Origin of the sequence: Coleofasciculus sp. E2-BRE-01 (assembly GCF_040221695.1) — a bacterium.
GTDB lineage: Bacteria > Cyanobacteriota > Cyanobacteriia > Cyanobacteriales > Coleofasciculaceae > Coleofasciculus.
The window spans coordinates 1-20,174 of record NZ_JAVKEA010000176.1; the positions used below are offsets into that span (position 1 = coordinate 1).

Below are 20,174 nucleotides of genomic sequence, written 5' to 3' on the forward strand. Positions count from 1 at the left end.
AGTAGTTGAAGGAGTTAACAATAAGCTGAAACTATTAAAACGGTGTGGATTTGGCTTCAGGAACTTTAATAATTTTACAATACGCGCTTTACTTCTGTGGCATTATCCTAACGGTTTAGCACACTAAGTACGGAAGACCCGAATTTTCTGGCGCTGGTTTTTCAATGGCGGGGACAAAGGCGACTAATTCATTATCAGTTTGCGAGGGCTGTGCGTCACAGGGTCCACGGGTTCCTGAATCCGCTTGTTGTCCCGGTGTGTCTTTATCCGGTGGGGGTGGCGGTTGGTTGAAGATGAGGGCGTCGAGGGGGGATTTCTGGGCGATGATCAGAAGGGGTATGATGGCAAGGTTGAATAGTTTGTTGGTCATTTGTTGTTTGTCCTTTTTATTTGTTTTTTGTTATACTTGTGTCGTCACGATTTGAGGCTGGTAAAAGGCTAAAGCCCTTACTACAAACATTACTACAAACAATTAAGGCGATCGCGGATGGGATTAGGGGTATCCAATAGCCGTGAATTAATAGAATTAAACTTAGTCCTGATAATAGAATTAATGCTGTGCCTATGGCGAGGATTTGGTAGGGGCGTTTGGGGATTAACTGAATCAATAGTCCGCCAATTAAGGAGCATCCCCCAATCCACAATACCTCACTCCAGAAATTCCCAGGTTGAATTAAGGGACGTTTATCGAGTACCGCGCTGAGTATCTGACTCACCCCATGCGCCTGAATCTCTAAGCCGCGCATTTCTCCATAAGGGGTATGGAAACTATCTTTGATGCTGGTGGCGGTAACGCCTATTAATATTACTCGATTCTTGACCCATTGGGGATTAATTTTATCTTGGAGAACTTCGGTTAGTGTCACGGATTGGGCGATGGGGTGAACCGCACGGTAATTGAGGAGGATTTGTTGACCTCTAAAATCATAGCGTTGATATCCGCCAGCACGGGGTTTTAAATCGGCAAAAATAACATCCCCAAGCTGTAAGTTGCCGTTTTTGGTGGTAAATGTGGGTAAAATAGTCTCGGTGGCTAAATAGCGAAAGGCGAGTTGAACGTTAAGGGCGTAGGGGGTGGGACAAGGTGAGGTTGCAGGGACTTTTTGATACAAGAGTTGGCGGCGTAGTGGACCCGTTTCGGTGTTTTGGCTGTCCACCAATACATTGCTAAAGCCGAGATTTTGCCAGGGAAGATGGGGGAAGGATGCGGTTCCTTGATCGCTTTCACTGCTAACCTTACAGATATGAATGACTCGATTGGTTTGGTGTAGATAGGTGGGTAAGTCGAGGGAAGAGTCTCGCTGTGTGTCGCGATAATGAATGGGGTTATCTCGATAGATATCTAAGCCGATTACTCGCGGTTGCATCGATTCCAATTTCTGCAATAATTGGACTAGCACGTCATCGGATAAAGGATAGCGGTAGTTGTTGATATCGGCTTCGGTTATTTTCACCAGCAATAGGCGCGAGTCTAAGGCTTCGGTTGGGCGCAACCGGATTAATTGATCCAAGGCTTGTAATTCTAACCCTTGCAATAATCCGAGCGATCGCACTCCAATCACTGCAATGCTGACAACCCCACTGAGGATCGGAATTGTCCAAGCTGGGGTCTTGACAGAATGGTCGTTTTGTGCTGGAAGTTGAGCGTTGACCCATTGGCGATTAAAGATGGATTTGTAGATGGGGTTATGAACTCTCAGTTTACCCTGACGCTGAATCACTAATCCTGAGAGTAGCAATTCCTGTTGGGCGTGACTTTCATCGGCGGGGATTTCCCCCTGGTGTAAGATTTGTTGATAGAGGCGGAGTAATGGGATAGCGCTATGGTGACTGAGGAGAATGCGATCGCGTATCGTTCTTAGATGTTCGGGATGATCGGTGAATTCCCAGTTTAGCAGAATCTGCGATCGCACGATTTGTTTGACGAATTCCCGTTCATTTGTGTCGGGGCGATTTTTACTCCTAAGCCTTCTTGATAAATCCCCTAACCTAGGGAAACTCGCCGGATTTATCCTTAGAGGTTTACGGCTAAAATTATCGCGGAAATCGATAACTCGACTCCCCCCATCCTTGTCGATAATAGTGTCTAACTGAGAGTCACAGGACAGTTGTACCAAATGACACAATTTTTGGGTAAGAAAGGGTTGACCCCCTGTCCAATATAATATCGCTTCCAGCACTTTTCGTGGACGCTTAACTTTTCCTGCAAATCCTTGGCTTAAAATCAGGGCTTCATCTAGTTTAAACCCCCGTAATTCTATCGCTTTGCCAATATTAAACGGTGTTTTGGTTTTATCTTGGATTAAATCCGATGGGCTGGCGACTCCTAACAATGCAAAGGTTAAACGCTGATAGCGTTGCTTCGTATCTCGTCCATTATAGTAGGATCGAATTAAGGCAAAGAAATCATCGGTGGGAAAGGATAAATTTAGGGTACTGTCGATTTCATCAATAAAAATAACTAAATTTTTATTGATAATATCCAGCACAACCGCTTCAATAAACTCCCCCAACCGCTGTACAGGTGCTAAGGAGTCATGATCATCCCACCACCGTTTCCATTTGACGCGATTCGCCAGTCGTAATTCACTGACTAAACGAAAAGCAATTCCCTTATACCATTGTTGTTCATTTGCCTGACGCCCAATGCGAGTTAAATCAACTACCGCACAGGCAATTTCTTCGGCTTTCAGGCGTTTTTGGGTTTGCACTCGTAAACTAGATTTACCCATTTGTCGGGAATTTAGCACATAGCAGAATTCGCCAGCTTTTAATCCTTCATAGAGTTCTTTATCTGCTGAACGCCTCACATAGCTTGTCGCATTTGGGGGTAAGCTTCCGCCTACATGATAGTCATTTGTCATTTGTCATTTGTCATTTGTCATTCGTCATTTGTCATTTGTCATTCGTCATTCTCGTTCCCAGATATACCGTAGGGTGGGCATTGCCCACCAGATTTAAGTCAATGACATTCCTCTTAAGGGAATGCTATTGGGGAGGCTTCGCCTCCCGTCAAAGGCTAAAGCCATTACTACGAACCCTCCCAAAAATTCGCCAAGCGAGAACCAAAATAGTCACGATAAAGCTCACATCGCATCATTACCTGATTTCCAGTTAAATTCACCAGCCCAATACTTTCAAGCTGATAAGCAAGTTTGGAGGGTAATTTCACGCTATGGTTGGCTTCAATCACCTTTTTCAGCGCCGGAATCAAGGCTGGATTGTCCTGCAATTCACGCCAAATCTTTCGTAAATAACTCCCATAAATCCCTGATTCCGTCGCCGCTTCATTCAATAGCTGAGTTAAGGTCATTGTCCCCAAGGTTTGTAGCCCAATCAACGCTTGTTTAATTAAACCCGGATGTCCTCCCACCCGATTCATTAATAAATTCACATCAGCCTGACTTAATCCCTGTCCATGCTTTTGAGCTAACTCAGTCACCTGTTCGGCTGTAAATTCGGGTAGGGAAATCGTTATTCCCACATTAAACGGTGAGTGATTGATATCCAGCGGAATATAAGCTTCGGTCGAATGAGACACAATTAATCGAAGTTTTTGCCAATTATCAATAATTTTACTATCTTCATGCCATGCCCGCAGCATTCCAAAGAAATCTTGTGCAATAGGTAAATGCGTAAACAGTCGATCAACCGTGTCCAAACCCAAAACTAGAGGGCGATCAATTTGTTCTAATAAATAGTCCTGAAAATAAGCCGAACAGTTATCATTACTACTGAGATCCACATCCCAATAGTCCTGGAGTTGCAGCGGTTTTTGTAGCTGACGACTGACATTGACACACAACCAACGCAAAAATTGATCGAGATCTTGCACTACCGATTCTTCCGGTTGGCACAAGTTTAAATAGACTTTGTGATAGCCTTGTTGTTGAACGGAATTCAAAACCCTTGCCATTAACTCTGTCTTACCCATTTGTCGGGGTGCTTTAATCCGAATCAACGCACCGGGTTTAAAAAGAGTTTGATAGCATAGCGATTCAAACGGGGGACGTTCGACATAAGGAGAATTTGCGATTGGAGAGGGTGGACTTACAGTCGTTTTGTTCATCCCCATCGTGCCATTCCCTTGACAGAGAACATACCCCTTTTTCAACCAATCTCTGACAATCTTAAATTTTCCCTTTTTATCGGTATCAAGCTGAGGACAACTGGTGACTAAATGAGTATAAACTCCCTTTCCCAGTCGCCGTTGCAGCGTCACTTCACTAATATTCAAATCCTGTGCGACTTGGATATCAGAACGGGGTAAATTTCGCTCAGTAAACCGAACCAAGAAAGCTTGTCGCTCATCTTCTTCAAACAAATCATGAGCATCAGCGACTCGTTTTAGAAATGCATCCCACAACATATAGCAAATTCCCTGTAATAACTTGTAGGGGCAAGTTTAGCCTATAAATCGAGGATACCACCGATAACTTCTTCACAAAACCCGCCCTGACTCAAAACGGTGATACCTTTTGATACCTTTTGATACTTTTCGATACCTTTTGATACCTTATGCCAATTTCAGTGCTATGGGTTAGCGGACAAATTGATAGGTTGCGGGGGGTTAGGGCGAGTAAGTTTGCCCTTTAATAAGAGTAGTCTGAAAATCCACGAATTGGAGCTAGGCAAACCTAATCACGCCGGATTTCCCATTTACAAAGGACAAAGGCAAGATGACTGATGACGAATCTGAGTTTGTATCGGTTTATAAATAAAACGCAACCCCCTGTACACTATGCAGTATTCTAGTCGTAGGGTGCGTTAGCTAAGCGTAACGCACCGCATCAAACTTGAGTTTTTAGGGAAGTAGCTGTGCTAGGTTTAGTGCCTCAACTTAGCCGACAATGGTGACATCCTAGGATCATGTTACAGAAAGCAGACAATATCCAAGCTAACCCGATTTTAGTTTCGTTCCAAGGGATTAACCGACGTGTGTTGATAGGCTAAAGATCTGACTACAGCCCCGTCATTAAAACCAACATAATTTAGGGCTAAAGTTCCCTGACTACATACCAGTTTAAGGAGAAAATAATGTCTAATCGTAACATACCCTTAATTGGCGCAAAACTAATTAGTTTAACCGCTGCATTTGGCTTAATTTTTATCACAGGAGAAGCCGCCCAATCTGCCACATTACGAGCCTTAAATGAAGGCTCTGTTCTCAGTATCTTTGAAGAATGTCTCAACGATGGCGGCGCACTTGATCCTGGCAAAAAACCCAGACCAAAACCTAGTGATGACGCCCCCTGGGATCATAGTCAAGATTCCCCCAATGATGGCGTTGATGGCGATATCGTTGGCGGCAAAGATAATCGCTATGAACTCTACGGGATGTCTGTCAAGGAAACAGTTGATAGCATTTTAGTTGTCCTCAATGGCAATATGCCTTTAACTGGTGTAGAGGGAACTGGCGCGGATGACGGAAATACGGGTTGGGGTGATTTATTTATCAACTTGACTGAGCAAGACTTTACCACCGCCAGTGAAGCGGGTGATTTATTTGCCGTTCGTTTCTCTCCCAACAGTGATTCCGGCGCACCAGAAGTAGGTTTATACGCCAATGTCACCGCCAAAAGTGTTACAGGAGAAAACAATGGTTTTGGCAGCATAGAAGCCTATAATAATGCTGTGGTTACCCGAGATTGTATTCCCGGTTTATGTGAACCCAGTTTCGGGGATTTACCCGCCACAACAACCTATTTCGATCAAGGTCAAAGCCTCAACTCTATTGCATCAGGAGAGTTTATTGCCGATATTATGTATCTGAGTGATTCTGATTTAATAACGGCAGGTTATGACTTAAATCAGTTTGATGGCAACCACAATATTGCGTTTAAGTTTGACAAATCCGGTATTTGCGAACGGGATTACTGTGAATCTGTACCTGAACCGGGTACAGTGTTTGGGTTAGCCACTGTCGGCTTAATTTTTGCCAGTCAAATCCGCAAGCGTCGTCGGATGTAAACAAGTAGAGACGTTGCATGCAACGTCTCTACAACTTTTCGGTTGCACCCAGATTGAACTAAACCCGCCCCGATGCCCGATGTAGGTTTCTAGGCTTCCTGTGAAAAGTTAGAGTCTTGAGCAAAGTTTCCTAGTCGTCGTTAATGACAATTTCCAAGGAGGGATAAAGACCATGATTTTAATTCGGCAAATTGTCCAACAAGCGCTCATCAATGGTTATCTTAGCGTTGAAGCAGAAAACCAACTCCGGCAATTACTACAAACCACAAAATATGGTTTAGAAGACATCAACGCTTTTATGAAATTGCAACAAGCCGTAATTGCGGGAATGGTGAGGCAAAAGTCGCGAGAATTGAGCGCATAAACCTAGAAGCCAGGGTAGGGCGCAGGTTGGGAATAGGGCGCACGTCGGTCATTGGTGTCAACTTAAGAAAACTAATGCTGGCAAGGTTTTAATCTGTGTCTACAGCGTTTTCAAACTCGATGTGATACACCCAAACAAGAGCAGAACAGAGCTGTCCTAGAGTTGCTATACTCCACCGTGTTAGAAAGTGCTGTACGTGAGGTACACAGACAGATCCCAGGCTTCTTGGAGAAGCCTGGGATCTTGATTAATTCCCATGTTCCCAACTTTAACCCTAAACGGGCGACCCGAGTTCATTAAGTAGATACAATTGTTCATTAATGCAAACGGGTAACCCCTACAGGTTATTTCTCCCTGTCATCCCCACCGAAAGGATGCTGACCAACTGCCAGTTCTTGTTTACTCTGTCTCAAATTATGCCACAACTCTTTAATTTGTTTATAGGCAGCTTCGGGTTCAACTTTACCTGCGGTTTCTAAGTTGCAGATATAGTTTACCTTTTGGGCGAATTCCTGTAAATTGGCATTAAACACTAAATTTTCCGGCTTGACATCGCCGTAATAGCGACTGCGTGGATATAAAAACTCATCTCTATCGGTCATTTGGATCTCCTTTGATAAAAGTTATTGTCGATAAACTATAATCTAATTCCCCCTCGTGCAGTGCTGCGGAAATACTTGAGCAGCTTCGTAGATACGATGAAGCTGGAGGAGATATTAGCTGTTCAGTTATTTCTGCCTTCTTGCACTAGACTAACGCGGCGCAAGTTTCCCATCAGCGAAGTGGATCACACAGAATAATTAATGGTACAAATTTTTTAGACTCCCACCATCTACTATTGTAGTGAATTTGACCTCAACTACCCAGCATCGCCCTGGGGGACAGCCTGAAGTAGGGGTTTGGTCACCAAACCCCTACTGCACTATCCTGATTCAATGAATCTATCGAGCCAACTCTGATCATGTCTCAACCGCAAAAACTTTACGAAGGCAAAGCCAAAATCCTTTATCCGACGGAAGATCCAGAGATTCTCCTAAGCGTCTACAAAGATGATGCGACTGCCTTTAATGCCCAAAAGCGAGGTCAAATCGTCGGTAAAGGGGAAATGAATTGCGCGATCGCGGCTCACTTGTTTAAGTTTCTGGAATCTCAAGGCATTCGTACCCATTTCATTGACTGTCCCACTCCCAACCAGATGCGCGTCAAGCGGGTGACAATCTTGCCCGTGGAAGTTGTAGTCAGGAACATTGCTGCTGGGAGTCTGTGTCAACAAACTGGATTAGAGCTGGGCAAAATACTGCCCCAACCCTTGGTGGAATTCTACTATAAGAAGGACGAATTAGGAGACCCCTTGCTCACTCGCGATCGCTTATTACTCCTAGAACTGGCAACACCCGACCAACTCAACCAGCTAGAACAACTAGCATTACAAGTTAACCAGAGTCTCACCGCCTTTTTTCAAAGCTGCGGCATTACCCTGGTGGACTTTAAGCTAGAATTCGGCATTGATGCCAACCAACAGTTGCTCTTAGCCGATGAAATTAGCCCCGATACCTGTCGTCTGTGGAACCAAGCCGAAACTGATCCCCAACAGCGAGTCATGGACAAAGATCGCTTTCGTCGGGATCTCGGACAGGTTGAACAAGCCTATCAGCAAGTTCTAGAGCGAGTGCTAGCTCAAGACAGCAGAAAGTAGAAGGCAGAGGACAGAAAGCTGTAAGGTTTATGATGTCTGCTTTTTTATGTGCTTGTTAACGGGTGGGTATGGGATGCCAAGCTGTGCTAAAGGGACTTCATTGCTCAAGAGTAAGCGAGGTGATAAAAATCCTGGTATTTTGTCCTTTATCAGTTCAGTGATGACAGCTTAAGTTTAAGGTAACTAGAGATCAGGTTCTCAGTCAACTTAACCGAGTTTGTTCAGTAGCCGATCGCTCAACTGAGTAACAAGCAGTAAACAATGGATAAAAACTGATCGCAATCCTTGCAATCAACGTGGTGTGTGGACGTGTCAAAAAATCTGAGGATCATGCGCTTATCTCCTTTATTAACGGCAATTCTCGCTGTAACGGCTAGCATTGGTTTATCCAACTCCCCTAGCCATGGGCAAACGACTGACCAGCCTATCCTGGGATTTGACCCCGGTCAACGGGATAGGTTAAGAGAACATGAGAAAACGGGGACGCCAGAACACCCCGACGGAACAACTACTCAAAATTGGCTGAGTGAAGCACTCGATCAAACCGCAGTAGAAACGACTGATGCGGCAACAGACAGTCCGAGAAGTGAGACAGAATCGAACTCCGAGCCAATTCAGGAAAACCCAGCTACTCATCAAATTGAGCTGGGTTCAACGCCATTACCATTGGTCAAACCCACAAATCATGGGGGAGTTCATCACCAGGCTGTTTCTTCTTCTCGGTTCGCTCAAGTCATTGACGAACCTCCAATAGAAACGACCGAATCAGCAACAAAGAGTCCTAGAGGGGAGACAGAATCGAGCTCCGAGCCAATTCAGGAAAATCCAGCTACTCATCAAATTGAGCTGGGTTCAACGCCATTACCATTGGTCAAACCCACAAATCATGGGGGAGTTCATCACCAGGCTGTTTCTTCTCCTCGGTTCGCTCAAGTTATTGACGAAACGACAACAGAAACCAGCGAATTGGCAAAAGATAACCCTAGAAATGAGGCAGAATCAACCTCCCCGCCGATTCAGGTCAATTCGACACAATCAACAATTAACCCTACAACCCTAAATCATCTAGCCCTTCATGCCATAGCGACGCCAAGGGTGACGCCTACGCCTCCCCTAATTGCCCAAGTTCAAGTTCCGCCAACTGACGCACCAACGCCGCCCGCCAATCAGCCAGAACCACGAGTTCTGGTCTCAGAAGTCGTCATTGACTTTCAGGATTACACCGGACCCCAAGAGCGACTGGAAAACGAGATTTTTCGCGCCATTAGCACCCAACCCGGATTGGCAACCACTCGCTCTCAGTTACAGCAAGATGTGAATGCCGTCTTTGCCACAGGTTTCTTCAGAAGTGTGGACGTTGTACCCGAAGATACTCCCTTGGGTGTGCGGATTACCTTTGTGGTCGAACCGAACCCCGTACTGCGTCAGGTGGCGGTGAATACGGTTCCCCCAGCAGCCGAAGCGCGGGTTCTACCTCAGGAGGTGGTTGATCAGATCTTCCAAGAGCAATATGGTGAAATTCTTAACCTGAATGACCTGCAACAAGGCATTCAACGGTTAAACGACTGGTATCAAGAACAGGGATACGACCTGGCTCAAGTGGTTGATGCCTCAGATGTCAATGATGATGGCATTGTCACCGTGACTGTGGCAGAAGGTGTGATTGAAGAGATTGCCGTCCGCTATCTTGATGAAGAGGGAGAACCCATCCTGAATGACGAAGGTGAGCAAATTCGCTTACTCACGGCAGAGGATGAACCCATTGGCGGGCGTACTCGTCCCTTTATCATCACCAGAGAAATGCAACTCGATGAGGGGGATGTATTTAACCGCCAAATTGCTGAACGGGATTTGCGACGAGTTTTTGGTCTGGGACTCTTTGATGACGTGCGCCTCTCCTTTGCTCCGGGAACTGACCCCCGTCGAGTTGTGGTGGTGGTGGATGTGATTGAGAAAAACACAGGCTCCCTGGCGGCGGGGGCGGGAGTTAGCTCTGCCAGTGGCTTATTTGGTACAGTGAGCTATCAGCAACAAAACCTTGGTGGCAATAACCAAACCCTAGGAGCAGAATTCCAGGTGGGAGAACGCGCCCTGCTGTTTGACCTGCGCTTTACCGACCCTTGGATTGCTGGCGATCCCTTCCGCACATCCTACACCGTGAATGCTTTCCGCCGCCGCTCGATTTCCCTGATTTTCGACGGGGGTGAGAATGAGGTTGAACTGGACAATGGCGATCGCCCTCGTGTGGTGCGTACAGGGGGTGGAATTAATTTTACTCGTCCCTTATCCCGCGACCTCTATAGCCGTTCTGAATGGACAGCATCAGCCGGATTGGAATTTCAAAATGTGTCGATTCGGGATTCAGATGGTGATTTGAGTCCAGAGGATGAACTAGGTAACGATTTAAGCTTCAGTGGCGACGGTGAAGACGACCTGTTTACCCTGCAACTGGGGGCGGTGCGCGATCGCCGAAATAATCCCCTACGACCTACCAGTGGTTCTCTGCTCAGATTCGGTGTTGAACAGACGATTCCGATTGGTCAAGGGAGTATCTTTCTCAGTCGCCTGCGCGGTAGCTACAGTTACTATTTACCCGTAGAATTTACCAACTTTACCGAAGGAGCCGAATCCCTCGCCTTTAACGTGCAAGCCGGAACTGCGATTGGAGACTTACCCCCCTACGAAGCCTTTTCTCTCGGTGGTAGTAACTCAGTACGCGGTTACGATGAGGGAGAAGTGGGTTCAGGTCGCAGCTTTATCCAAGCTACCGCCGAATACCGTTTTCCGATTATCTCTGTGGTGGGCGGTGCTTTATTTGTGGACTTCGGCACTGATTTAGGCACAGGTGATGATGTACCGGGTGAACCTGCGATCGTTCGCGATAAACCTGGCACCGGCTTTGGCTACGGGATTGGTATCCGAGTCCAATCTCCCTTGGGTCCGATTCGTGTGGATTATGGGTTTAATGATGAGGGAGAAAGCCGTCTCCATTTCGGTATTGGAGAACGCTTTTAACGGTTGAGGGAGATGGGGAAGATGGGGGAGATGGGGGAGATGGGGGAGATGGGGGAGATGGGGGAGATGGGGAAGATGGGGAAGATGGGGAAGATGAGGGAGAAGATTCCCAATCAACAATGAACCATGAACAATCAACGAATGACGAATGACGAATGACGAATGACAAATGACAAACTACACTTTGGGTGCTGCTTTTGAACGATCAGGGATTGGATTGCACAGTGGGATTACTACCACTGTTCGCGTCTTGCCTGCTGCGGCTGGGATGGGACGTTATTTTGTCCGAGTTGACTTGCCAGGAAAACCTGTGATTCCAGCGCGAGTGGAGGCTGTCTCTACTACGATGCTTTCGACTCAGTTGAGGGCGGGAAACGGTGAGACTTCTGCCGATTCCGAGGTGACGGTGAGAACCGTCGAACATCTCCTCGCCGCCCTCGCTGGGAGTGGAGTGGACGATGCTTGTATTGAAATTGACGGATCAGAAGTTCCCCTGTTGGATGGTTCGGCGTTGGCTTGGATTAAAGCAATTCAGGAGGTGGGGATGGTTGAGAGTCAACCTCCTCAAACCTCGTCTCCTTTCCCTCCCCTCTCTTCCCCCATGTCTGTTGAGGAACCCATTTGGGTTAATCAAGAGGATGCCTTTGTCGCCGCCTTACCCGCACCGATGACTCGATTTACCTACGGCATTGATTTTGAGAACCCAGCGATTGGCAATCAATGGCATAGCTGGACACCGGAACAGGAGCATTTTGCTGACGCGATCGCACCAGCACGAACTTTTGGTTTAGCCAACCAAGTTGACCAATTACGCGATCGCGGTTTAATTAAAGGCGGTAGCTTGGAAAATGCCTTAGTTTGCGGTGATCACGGATGGTTGAATCCTCCCTTGCGATTTTCAAATGAGCCAGTGCGTCATAAACTTTTAGATTTAGTAGGGGATTTGAGTTTATTGGGGAAATTTCCTGTCGCTCACTTCCTCGCCTACAAAGCCAGTCACAATCTGCATATTCAATTGGCGAGATTACTGGCTCGGCAAATCGGCGCTTGGGATGTCAGTCGTCAATCATCAGCCGTCATTGGCACTTGATCACCACTGGCAACTGAACGCTAGCTCATCCAAGTTCCTTGTGCAGCACGGGAAAATAAGTGATCAGTATTCAATCAGCTTGAACTCTGGATGAGTTGACTGATTCACTTAACGGGTCACTGCTCCCTGCTCATCGGTACTCATTTTTACCCTAATTTACTCATGTCTACCTTGATTGACGTTAACACCCACGATGATTCCACCGACAATACAGACCCAACTCAGTCTGAGTCATCAACCAAAACAATTTTCACGGTTGAAGACATTCATAAAATCCTGCCTCATCGTTATCCGTTTGCTTTAGTTGACCGAATTATTGAATATGTTCCTGGAAAGCTAGCGGTTGGCATCAAGAATGTCACGTTTAATGAGCCTTATTTCCAAGGGCATTTTCCGGGACGACCGATGATGCCAGGGGTGATGATTGTAGAAGCCATGGCTCAAGTTGGTGGCATTGTCTTAAAACAAATGGCTGACGTGGATGACGCCTTATTTGTTTTTGCCGGAATTGACAAAGTTCGCTTTCGCCGTCCTGTCGTACCAGGCGATCAACTGATAATGACGACGGAACTCGTCTCCGTCAAACGCCGTCGTTTTGGAAAGATGCAAGCTCGTGCAGTCGTTGACGATCAGCGAGTTGCAGAAGGGGAATTGATGTTTTCTTTAGTTGAATAGCTCCCAATTGCGCTATCCCGAATTAGGGTTAGCGCTCCCGGATTCCTTATCCTGTCGCACTTAAAAATAGAGAAGCGTCGGTATAGATGATCATACCTGAAATTTATGCGATCGCTTAACCTTACATTTAATCCTAAAACCCTCACAAATGACAAATGACAAATGACGAATGACGAATGACAAACTCACCCTGTTCACCACTCAAATAGGATCGCTATATGGCAACAACACTGATTCATCCTACTGCTGTAATCCACCCTGGTGCCCAACTGCATCCGACAGTTCAAATTGGTGCTTATGCGGTCATTGGCGATAATGTAAAAGTGGGTTCACAGACGAAGATTGGGGCACATGCGGTTCTAGAAGGACCGACCGAAATTGGCGCGAGAAACCAAATATTTCCTGGGGCAGCTATTGGCTTAGAACCGCAAGACTTAAAATATGATGGCGCACCAAGTTGGGTCAGAATTGGTGATGATAATCGGATTCGGGAATATGTCACCATTAACCGAGCAACGGGTGCAGGAGAAGCCACTATTATTGGCGATCGCAATTTGTTGATGGCTTATGTTCACGTTGCTCACAATTGCGTGTTAGAAAACTCAGTGATTATCGCCAATGGAGTCGCCTTAGCGGGTCATGTTCATATTGAAAAAAAAGCAACCATTGGTGGTGTTTTAGGCATTCATCAATTTGTCCACATTGGGCGTCTGGCAATGGTTGGCGGAATGAGTCGTATTGACCGAGATGTACCCCCTTATATGTTAGTAGAAGGCAACCCCGCACGAGTGCGATCGCTCAATTTAGTTGGTCTCAAAAGAGCGGGAATTAACGGCGAGTCCCTGGGAGACTTAAAAAAGGCATTTCAGACACTCTATCGCTCTGATTACACCTTCAATCAAGCCCTAGAACAACTCCATCTAATATCTGAGCATGAACAGGTACAGCACCTACGCTTATTCTTAGAGCGATCGCAATTACCTGGGCGGCGTGGTTCGATTCCAGGGCGTCGTTTTCATCATAGTCAAGACACGGAGAAGTGTTAAGTGTTGACCCTTCACTTCGCTCAAGGGAACCTGGTTTGTAGTAGTGCTATATCCTTTGAAATGGTGCGTTACGCTGCGCTAACGCACCCTACACCTGTGACAAATGACAAATGACGAATGACAAATGACAAATGACAAATGACAAATGACAAATGACGAATGACTAAAAAAACAATTTTTATCAGTACGGGTGAAGTCTCTGGTGATTTGCAAGGGGCAATGCTAATTGATGCCCTTAAACGTCAAGCCACGCAACAAGGAATAGAGTTAACTATTGTGGCATTAGGGGGCGAAAAAATGGCGCTTTCTGGTGCTAAAATATTAGGAAATACTACAGATATTGGCTCAGTCGGACTATTAGAATCTTTGCCCTTTGTTCTGCCTACCTTAACCATTCAGCGTCGCGCTAAACAATACCTTAAACATAATCCTCCAGATTTAGTAGTCCTGATTGACTATATGGGACCCAATCTCGGTATTGGCACATTTATTCAGCGTCAGCTTCCCCACGTTCCTGTGGTGTATTACATCGCCCCCCAAGAATGGGTTTGGTCACTCTTTCCCCACAATACAGCCACAATTGTGGAAATGACGAACAAACTCTTAGCGATATTTCCCGAAGAAGCCCGTTACTTTGAAAAAAAAGGGGCATCGGTGCATTGGGTGGGTCATCCCTTGGTCGATCGCATCCAATCCTATCCCAGTCGGGAGCAAGCGAGGGCGGCGTTAGGGATTAAACCCGATCAAACCGCGATCGCGCTTTTACCCGCCTCCAGACATCAAGAAATCAAATACATGATGCCAATTATCTTTTCCGCCGCCCAGCAGCTTCAGGAGAAGTTATCGACTTGTAGAGACGTGCCATGGCACGTCTGGGAAGCAGGGGGAGATCAGTCAACAGTCAATTGTAGGGGAGGGTTTAGCCACTCAGATAAGCTTGTCACTGATAACTTATCAACAAAACCCGCCCTTATTCAAAAGTCAAAACTTCCCCAATCCTCAATCCCCAATTCCCAATCCCCAATCTTTTGGATTCCCCTATCTCATCAAGCCTATCGAAAACCGATTGAAAAAGCGATAGAAGACTATGGACTTCAGGCGACGTTAGTGACAGAAAAAACTGAGGAGGTACTCACCGCCGCTGATTTAGCGATTACCAAATCCGGTACAGTAAATTTGGAATTAGCGCTGCTGAATGTTCCCCAGGTCGTATTTTATCGTGTGAGTCCGTTAACCTACTGGATTGCCCGTACTTTCCTCAACTTTTCCATTCCCTTTATGTCACCGCCAAACTTAGTGGTGATGCGTCCCATTGTGCCAGAGTTACTGCAAGCGGAGGCTACGCCAGAAAACTTGGTTCGAGAAGCTATGGAACTTTTGTTCGATCCCCAGAAACGTCAACAAACCCTGACAAATTATCAACAAATGCGTCAATTATTAGGGGAAGTCGGTGTATGCGATCGCGCGGCGTTAGCGATTCTCCAGCTAGTTCACCCCGTAGGTTTGTAGTAAGCGCTTTAGCGCTTCTAGTGGCGAAACCCAACATGACCAAGGTTTTCCTTGGGTTGAGCGAAGTCGAAACCCAACCTACAACTGTTAAAATGGGCGCACGCCATGCGCCCCTACAATTCTAATCTTTTGAGGAAATCTGCCGTCTGTGTAGGGGCGGGTTAACCTTATCTGGAAAACCTCTCTCCAAACCTCTCTCCTGCAAGGAGAGAGGCTTTGAATTCTCCCCCTTCCGTGCAACAAAAGCGAAGCATCCTCTGGCTTCCCCCATGGAACAAAAAGCGAAGCATCCGTTGGCTTCCCCCTTTTGATGGGGGACGGGTGGGGGATCTAACACGGGGGACGGAAGGGGGATCGAAAAGGGGGAATGAGGGGGATCTATCAAGGGGGTAATCGACCCCGATTTGGTATAAATTAGGTATTCCCCGTTTCCTGTTCCCGTTGAGGAATTGAGGTATCCCCATCTAAAATCACCTATGAACTCATCCCAGCAATCTTGCCCGTTTTGTGCGGGGTTAATGATTACTGACCCCCAATTCTTTGTCGGGCGGCGAGAAGAATTGGATTTTATTACCTCGCGTCTGGTTAATATTCAACCCACAAGTATTAATGTAGTGGGAGAACATCGGATTGGTAAATCATCGTTACTTTATCACTTTTTTCAGACCTACGAACAACGAGTACAGGGGGCTGGCAAAAATTCGGGGGATTATGTGGTCGTTTACTTATCATTGCAAGCTGCACAATGTCGAAAAGAAAGCAGTTTTTATCAGGCTATTGCCCAAGCGTTACTCAATCGTCCAGTGGTACAAACGAATCCGGCTTTAGCGACACCGTTACAAGGGGGGACACTAGACCGACAGGGGTTTTCAATAGCAATTGAGGCTTGGCAAGCGGAGAATGTTTTACCTGTGTTGTGTTTGGATAAGTTTGAGGAAATTTTAGCGAAACCGGATCAGTTTACCGATGATTTTTATGATAATTTGCGCTCGTTAATGGATTGCAATGCGTTAATGTTGGTGATTGCTTCCTATCGAAATTTGGATGTTTATAAACGTAAGTATCGATTCCTGTCCTCGTTTTTTAATCTGGGTCAAGTTTTGCCTGTGGGCGGAATTACGGAAACCGAAGCAACGGATTTGATGCGCTTACCGGAACATAAAATACCGGGGGCGACGGCGGCGTTGAGTCCAGAACGGCAGAAACTAGGATTGGCTTGGGGTGGACGACATCCTTTATTATTACAATTAGCAGGATTGTGGTTATGGGAGGCGCAACAACATAGTCGTCCTGATGAATGGGCGAGGCAAAAGTTTGAACAGGAAGCCCAACGGGTTCCTCATTCAGGGGTGACAAAGCGGCGGTTAAAGCGTCCGGTGCGTTTGTTGTTGTGGTTGCCGATGAAATTGGGGCGGATGGCGCGATTTGTGGGGGATAAGTTGGATGATACGAGTAATTTGATTGCGGGAACGGTTATTTTAATTGTGGCGATTTTGGTTGTATTGAAGGTGGTGCCGTTTGAGGAGTTATTACAGCGCGTTAAAAATGCGGTTGGGGGATAAAAGCCCTGAATTGAAGTAAAAGTACTGAATTAAAGATAAAAGCCCTGAATTAAAGTCCTGAATTAAAGATAAAAGCCCTGAACTAAAGTTCGGGCTAAAAGCTAAAACCCGTTAAAACGGGTTCATATTTTGTCCTGTTGTGTTGAAATTGTTTATAGTAGGCACTAAGTTATACCCTTTTGCTACGGTGATTAAAATCGCTGTTACACTTGCCTTTCGTCCGCCTACACGGACTGGGTTATAAGGGAGATGGCTAACCCGGATTGGGTATTACCCAGTAAGCTAAAGCTTACTTGAGCTTGGGTTCCGGAAATTTATTTCCCGGCTATACAAGTTGGCAACATGTCATTTAAGTTATTACCACGCCTTTTAAATTAACAATATTGAACTTGAAGTTTATCTCATGCGTTCATACTCTACTCTTCCAGGAAGCCTAATTATAAGTTTCGCGATCGCACTAATTATACTACTCATCAGATCCCTGGGAGGACTACAGCCTTGGGAACTCAGCGCCTATGACCAAATGATGCGATCGCGACCAAAAGAGCAACCAGATAAACGTTTATTGCTAGTGAAAATAACCGAAGCTGATATCAAGAACTACGGCTATCCTTTATCTGATGACGTGCTAGTCAAATTATTGCAGAAACTGGAATCAATGCAACCGCGAGTGATTGGCTTAGACATCTATCGAGATAACCCAATTCATGATCGCGACGCACGGCGAGTATCATCCACAGATTTACCCACCTATCTGCGTCAAACCAATCGGGTGATTCATATCTGTAAGGTTAGCAGTGAAAGCGATAAAGGAACCGCGTCTTTCCCCGATATTCCGTGGCAAAATCTCGGCTTTAGTAATGTAGTAGTGGACAGCAAAAACACCGAAACTGGTCTACTACGCCGCCAGCTATTATATCAAAACGTCCCTTCAACCTCACCTTGTCCCACCCCCTACGGCCTTAACATTCAACTCGCTTTTCGCTATTTAGCCGCCGAGAATATATTACCCACATTTACCGCCGAAAATGGCAACTTGCAGCTTAAGGATGTTATTTTTGCCGATTTAAAACCTCGTGCTGGAGGTTATCAACGCTATGATTTTAAAGGTCAACAAATCATCCTTAATTACCGTGCGGTTCAACCCATCGCGCAATCCGTGACATTAACCGAAGTTCTCCAAGGTAAAATTAATCCCCAATGGGTCAAGGATCGGGTTGTATTAATTGGCGTTACTGCTACCAGCATGAAAGATAGTTTCTTTACCCCTTACGGAGAAATGCGAGGATTAGAGATTCAGGGGCATGGGGTGAGTCAGATTCTCAGTGCTGTACTTGATGGACGACCCCTGATTTGGGTTTTGCCAGCATGGGTAGAAATACTCTGGATTATTGCTTGGGCGCTGATAGGGGCAAGTTTGAATTGGAAAATACGTCATCCTCTAATTTTAGGCTTAAGTGCAATTCCTTTACTCGGTATACTATTTGGTATCGGCTTTTTTATTCTTTCCAGCTTTGCCGGATGGATTCCAGTTGTACCTGCGGCTTTAGTCTTAATTGGAATGCAAATGGTCGGTGTTTTTCTGCGACTACCTGAGTTTATCATGGTCTCTAGAGTCGCAGGTGTTCTTAAACAGTGTCGAACTCCTGGAGATATTGCCGCAATTGCTAATCAATTAGCCTGGATTCCTTCACCGCCTCCAAGAGTCTTTGGATTTATCGTTCCCCAGTTTTTAGAAGTCAGTCAAAGCGCCCAATCAGTTCGAGAAGCAACCTCATCTTATCGTCAATATGAATTTCTCGGTCGTTCTATCTCTCAACTACATCGTTTACAAGATAGTTTAGCTTTCAATAGAGATGCCCAGCAAGTCAATCGGCTAGAAAAAATTGCTCAACAATGGCTGAAAATCTTACAAACCGCCCAACAAACCCTAGCAGAACAAGCCAAACGTTCTGCCGAAATTCCCCAAGTTTACATTGCAGGCGCTTCCCTAAATCCTGATGATGCCAAAACCCGATTTAAAGGGCGCCAAGACATCTTCCGAGAAATCGAAACCCTGGTATTTTCCGCTCAACCTCCTATCCTATTACTCTACGGGGGACGACGCACGGGCAAAACTTCAGCCTTAAAATATCTCCCCCAGAAAGTTGGTTCAGAATTAATCCCCTTACTCATCGACTTACAAGGCGCAGCTACCGCCACCACCTTAAAAGGATTAGCTAATTACCTCGCAGAAGAAATCGTCAAAGCTGCCAAAAAATCCCGCAATTTTGACCTCCCTTATCCTAATCCCCAACAACTCGCCCAGGAACCCTTTCTCACCCTACAAACCTGGCTAGAAAAACTAGAACGCATCGCCCCCAATAAACGTTTTCTCCTCTGTCTGGATGAATTCGAACGCCTCAGCGAACTTATCGCCACAACCAATAGCCGCATTCCTCTCAACTTCCTGCGCCACGTTTTACAACACCGTCGCCAATGGATTCTTCTATTCAGTGGTTCCCACACTCTAGACGAACTCGAACCCTATTGGAGTGATTATTTAATTAATACCCGTTCCCTGCGCGTTTCCTATCTGCAAAAACCTGAAGCCGAGGAATTAATTGTCCAACCGATCGCAGATTTTCCTAAAATCTATGAATCCCTTACCGTGAGCCAAATTATCCAAGCCACGCGCTGTCAACCTTATCTAGTTCAACTCCTTTGTACCGTTATCGTGGATCACCTGAATCGGGAGAAACGGCGACTGGCTACCCCCGATGATGTCCAAATCTGTATTCCCATCGCCATAGAAACAGGGGGGATGTACTTTCGAGAATTATGGACAAGTTTAAGTGAACCTGAACAAGACTTCCTGGAATATCTAATCACTGAAGAAACTCCCCATCCCCAGAATAAATCCACTGTGCGCCGTCTCATCCGCAAAGAAATATTGGAAAAGAGGGGAGATTGTTATCGGTTTCAAGTTCCATTGGTGGAGAGATTTATTACCCAGGTGGTGACGGAAGAGTGAACCCGGATGAAGCAGGAATCGTAGGGGCTTGGTTGTAGGGGCTGGGAGGCATTTCACCCTCATCCCCTAACCCCTTCTCCCACCCCCCTCGTTCCCCCTGACAGGTGTAGGTTTTTTACTTTAGGGTGGGGATAAGACAAGGGAGACAAGGAAGGAAAGTAGACAAGGAAGAGAAGAATTGTATAGCTCAAGAAGTATTCGGAGTAAAAACTGTTCGTGGAAATAAACCATTTA

15 protein-coding genes are annotated in these 20,174 nt (G+C 46.0%); 11 read left to right on the forward strand and 4 right to left on the reverse strand.

The annotated features are described in order from the left end of the window. Positions 1-127: transposase (locus RIG66_RS21505; protein ID WP_446379469.1), on the forward strand; the 127-nt coding region annotated here is incomplete at its 5' end. Here the strand turns inward: RIG66_RS21505 and RIG66_RS21510 are convergent. The 3 genes from RIG66_RS21510 to RIG66_RS21520 all read right to left on the reverse strand — a co-directional run bounded on the left by RIG66_RS21510 (position 116) and on the right by RIG66_RS21520 (position 4,369). After that, a complete protein-coding gene (locus tag RIG66_RS21510) occupies positions 116-370 on the reverse strand; it encodes a hypothetical protein (RefSeq protein ID WP_446380772.1) in 255 nt (84 codons plus the stop codon). The genes RIG66_RS21505 and RIG66_RS21510 overlap by 12 nt on opposite strands. A gap of 16 nt (positions 371-386) precedes the next feature. Next, the gene (locus tag RIG66_RS21515) at positions 387-2,864 is read right to left on the reverse strand and encodes a CHASE2 domain-containing protein (protein WP_446380773.1); all 2,478 of its coding nucleotides are present in this window, start codon (positions 2,862-2,864) and stop codon (positions 387-389) included. A gap of 167 nt (positions 2,865-3,031) precedes the next feature. Continuing rightward, on the reverse strand, positions 3,032-4,369 hold the full coding sequence (locus tag RIG66_RS21520) for an AAA-like domain-containing protein (protein WP_446380774.1): 1,338 nt from the start codon (positions 4,367-4,369) through the stop codon (positions 3,032-3,034). A 668-nt stretch (positions 4,370-5,037) separates the two neighbouring features. On the opposite strand from RIG66_RS21520, the gene RIG66_RS21525 reads away from it, so the two are divergent. Together RIG66_RS21525 and RIG66_RS21530 are read left to right on the forward strand one after the other, a co-directional pair. Beyond that, on the forward strand, positions 5,038-5,970 hold the full coding sequence (locus tag RIG66_RS21525) for a PEP-CTERM sorting domain-containing protein (RefSeq protein ID WP_446380775.1): 933 nt from the start codon (positions 5,038-5,040) through the stop codon (positions 5,968-5,970). Positions 5,971-6,142: 172 nt separating this feature from the next. After that, a complete protein-coding gene (locus RIG66_RS21530; RefSeq protein WP_446380776.1) occupies positions 6,143-6,334 on the forward strand; it encodes a hypothetical protein in 192 nt (63 codons plus the stop codon). 344 nt (positions 6,335-6,678) lie between these two features. Here RIG66_RS21530 and RIG66_RS21535 read toward each other — a convergent pair whose 3' ends face one another. After that, complete coding sequence (locus RIG66_RS21535; RefSeq protein WP_446380777.1) at positions 6,679-6,936, reverse strand: DUF7219 family protein; 258 nt, start codon at positions 6,934-6,936, stop codon at positions 6,679-6,681. Between the two features lie 359 nt (positions 6,937-7,295). Here RIG66_RS21535 and purC point away from each other — a divergent pair, with 359 nt between their 5' ends. The 8 genes from purC to RIG66_RS21575 all read left to right on the forward strand — a co-directional run bounded on the left by purC (position 7,296) and on the right by RIG66_RS21575 (position 19,940). Further along, on the forward strand, positions 7,296-8,030 hold the full coding sequence (gene purC / locus RIG66_RS21540; protein ID WP_446380778.1) for a phosphoribosylaminoimidazolesuccinocarboxamide synthase: 735 nt from the start codon (positions 7,296-7,298) through the stop codon (positions 8,028-8,030). Between the two features lie 330 nt (positions 8,031-8,360). Beyond that, complete coding sequence (locus RIG66_RS21545; RefSeq protein WP_446380779.1) at positions 8,361-11,045, forward strand: BamA/TamA family outer membrane protein; 2,685 nt, start codon at positions 8,361-8,363, stop codon at positions 11,043-11,045. Between the two features lie 169 nt (positions 11,046-11,214). After that, positions 11,215-12,135 (forward strand): UDP-3-O-acyl-N-acetylglucosamine deacetylase, encoded by a 921-nt coding sequence (gene lpxC / locus RIG66_RS21550; protein WP_446380780.1) that lies wholly within the window; start codon positions 11,215-11,217, stop codon positions 12,133-12,135. A gap of 162 nt (positions 12,136-12,297) precedes the next feature. Further along, positions 12,298-12,810, forward strand: a complete 513-nt coding sequence (gene fabZ, locus RIG66_RS21555; RefSeq protein ID WP_446380781.1) for a 3-hydroxyacyl-ACP dehydratase FabZ — start codon at positions 12,298-12,300, stop codon at positions 12,808-12,810. A 218-nt stretch (positions 12,811-13,028) separates the two neighbouring features. Continuing rightward, positions 13,029-13,856 carry an acyl-ACP--UDP-N-acetylglucosamine O-acyltransferase gene (gene lpxA, locus RIG66_RS21560; protein ID WP_446380782.1) on the forward strand — a complete coding sequence of 276 codons (828 nt, stop codon included), beginning with the start codon at positions 13,029-13,031 and terminating at the stop codon, positions 13,854-13,856. A gap of 159 nt (positions 13,857-14,015) precedes the next feature. Then, positions 14,016-15,365, forward strand: a complete 1,350-nt coding sequence (gene lpxB / locus RIG66_RS21565) for a lipid-A-disaccharide synthase (RefSeq protein WP_446380783.1) — start codon at positions 14,016-14,018, stop codon at positions 15,363-15,365. A gap of 476 nt (positions 15,366-15,841) precedes the next feature. Beyond that, entirely contained in the window at positions 15,842-16,927 is a 1,086-nt protein-coding gene (locus tag RIG66_RS21570) for an ATP-binding protein (RefSeq protein WP_446380784.1), read from the forward strand. A 403-nt stretch (positions 16,928-17,330) separates the two neighbouring features. Continuing rightward, entirely contained in the window at positions 17,331-19,940 is a 2,610-nt protein-coding gene (locus RIG66_RS21575; RefSeq protein WP_446380785.1) for a CHASE2 domain-containing protein, read from the forward strand. Positions 19,941-20,174: the final 234 nt, after the last annotated feature.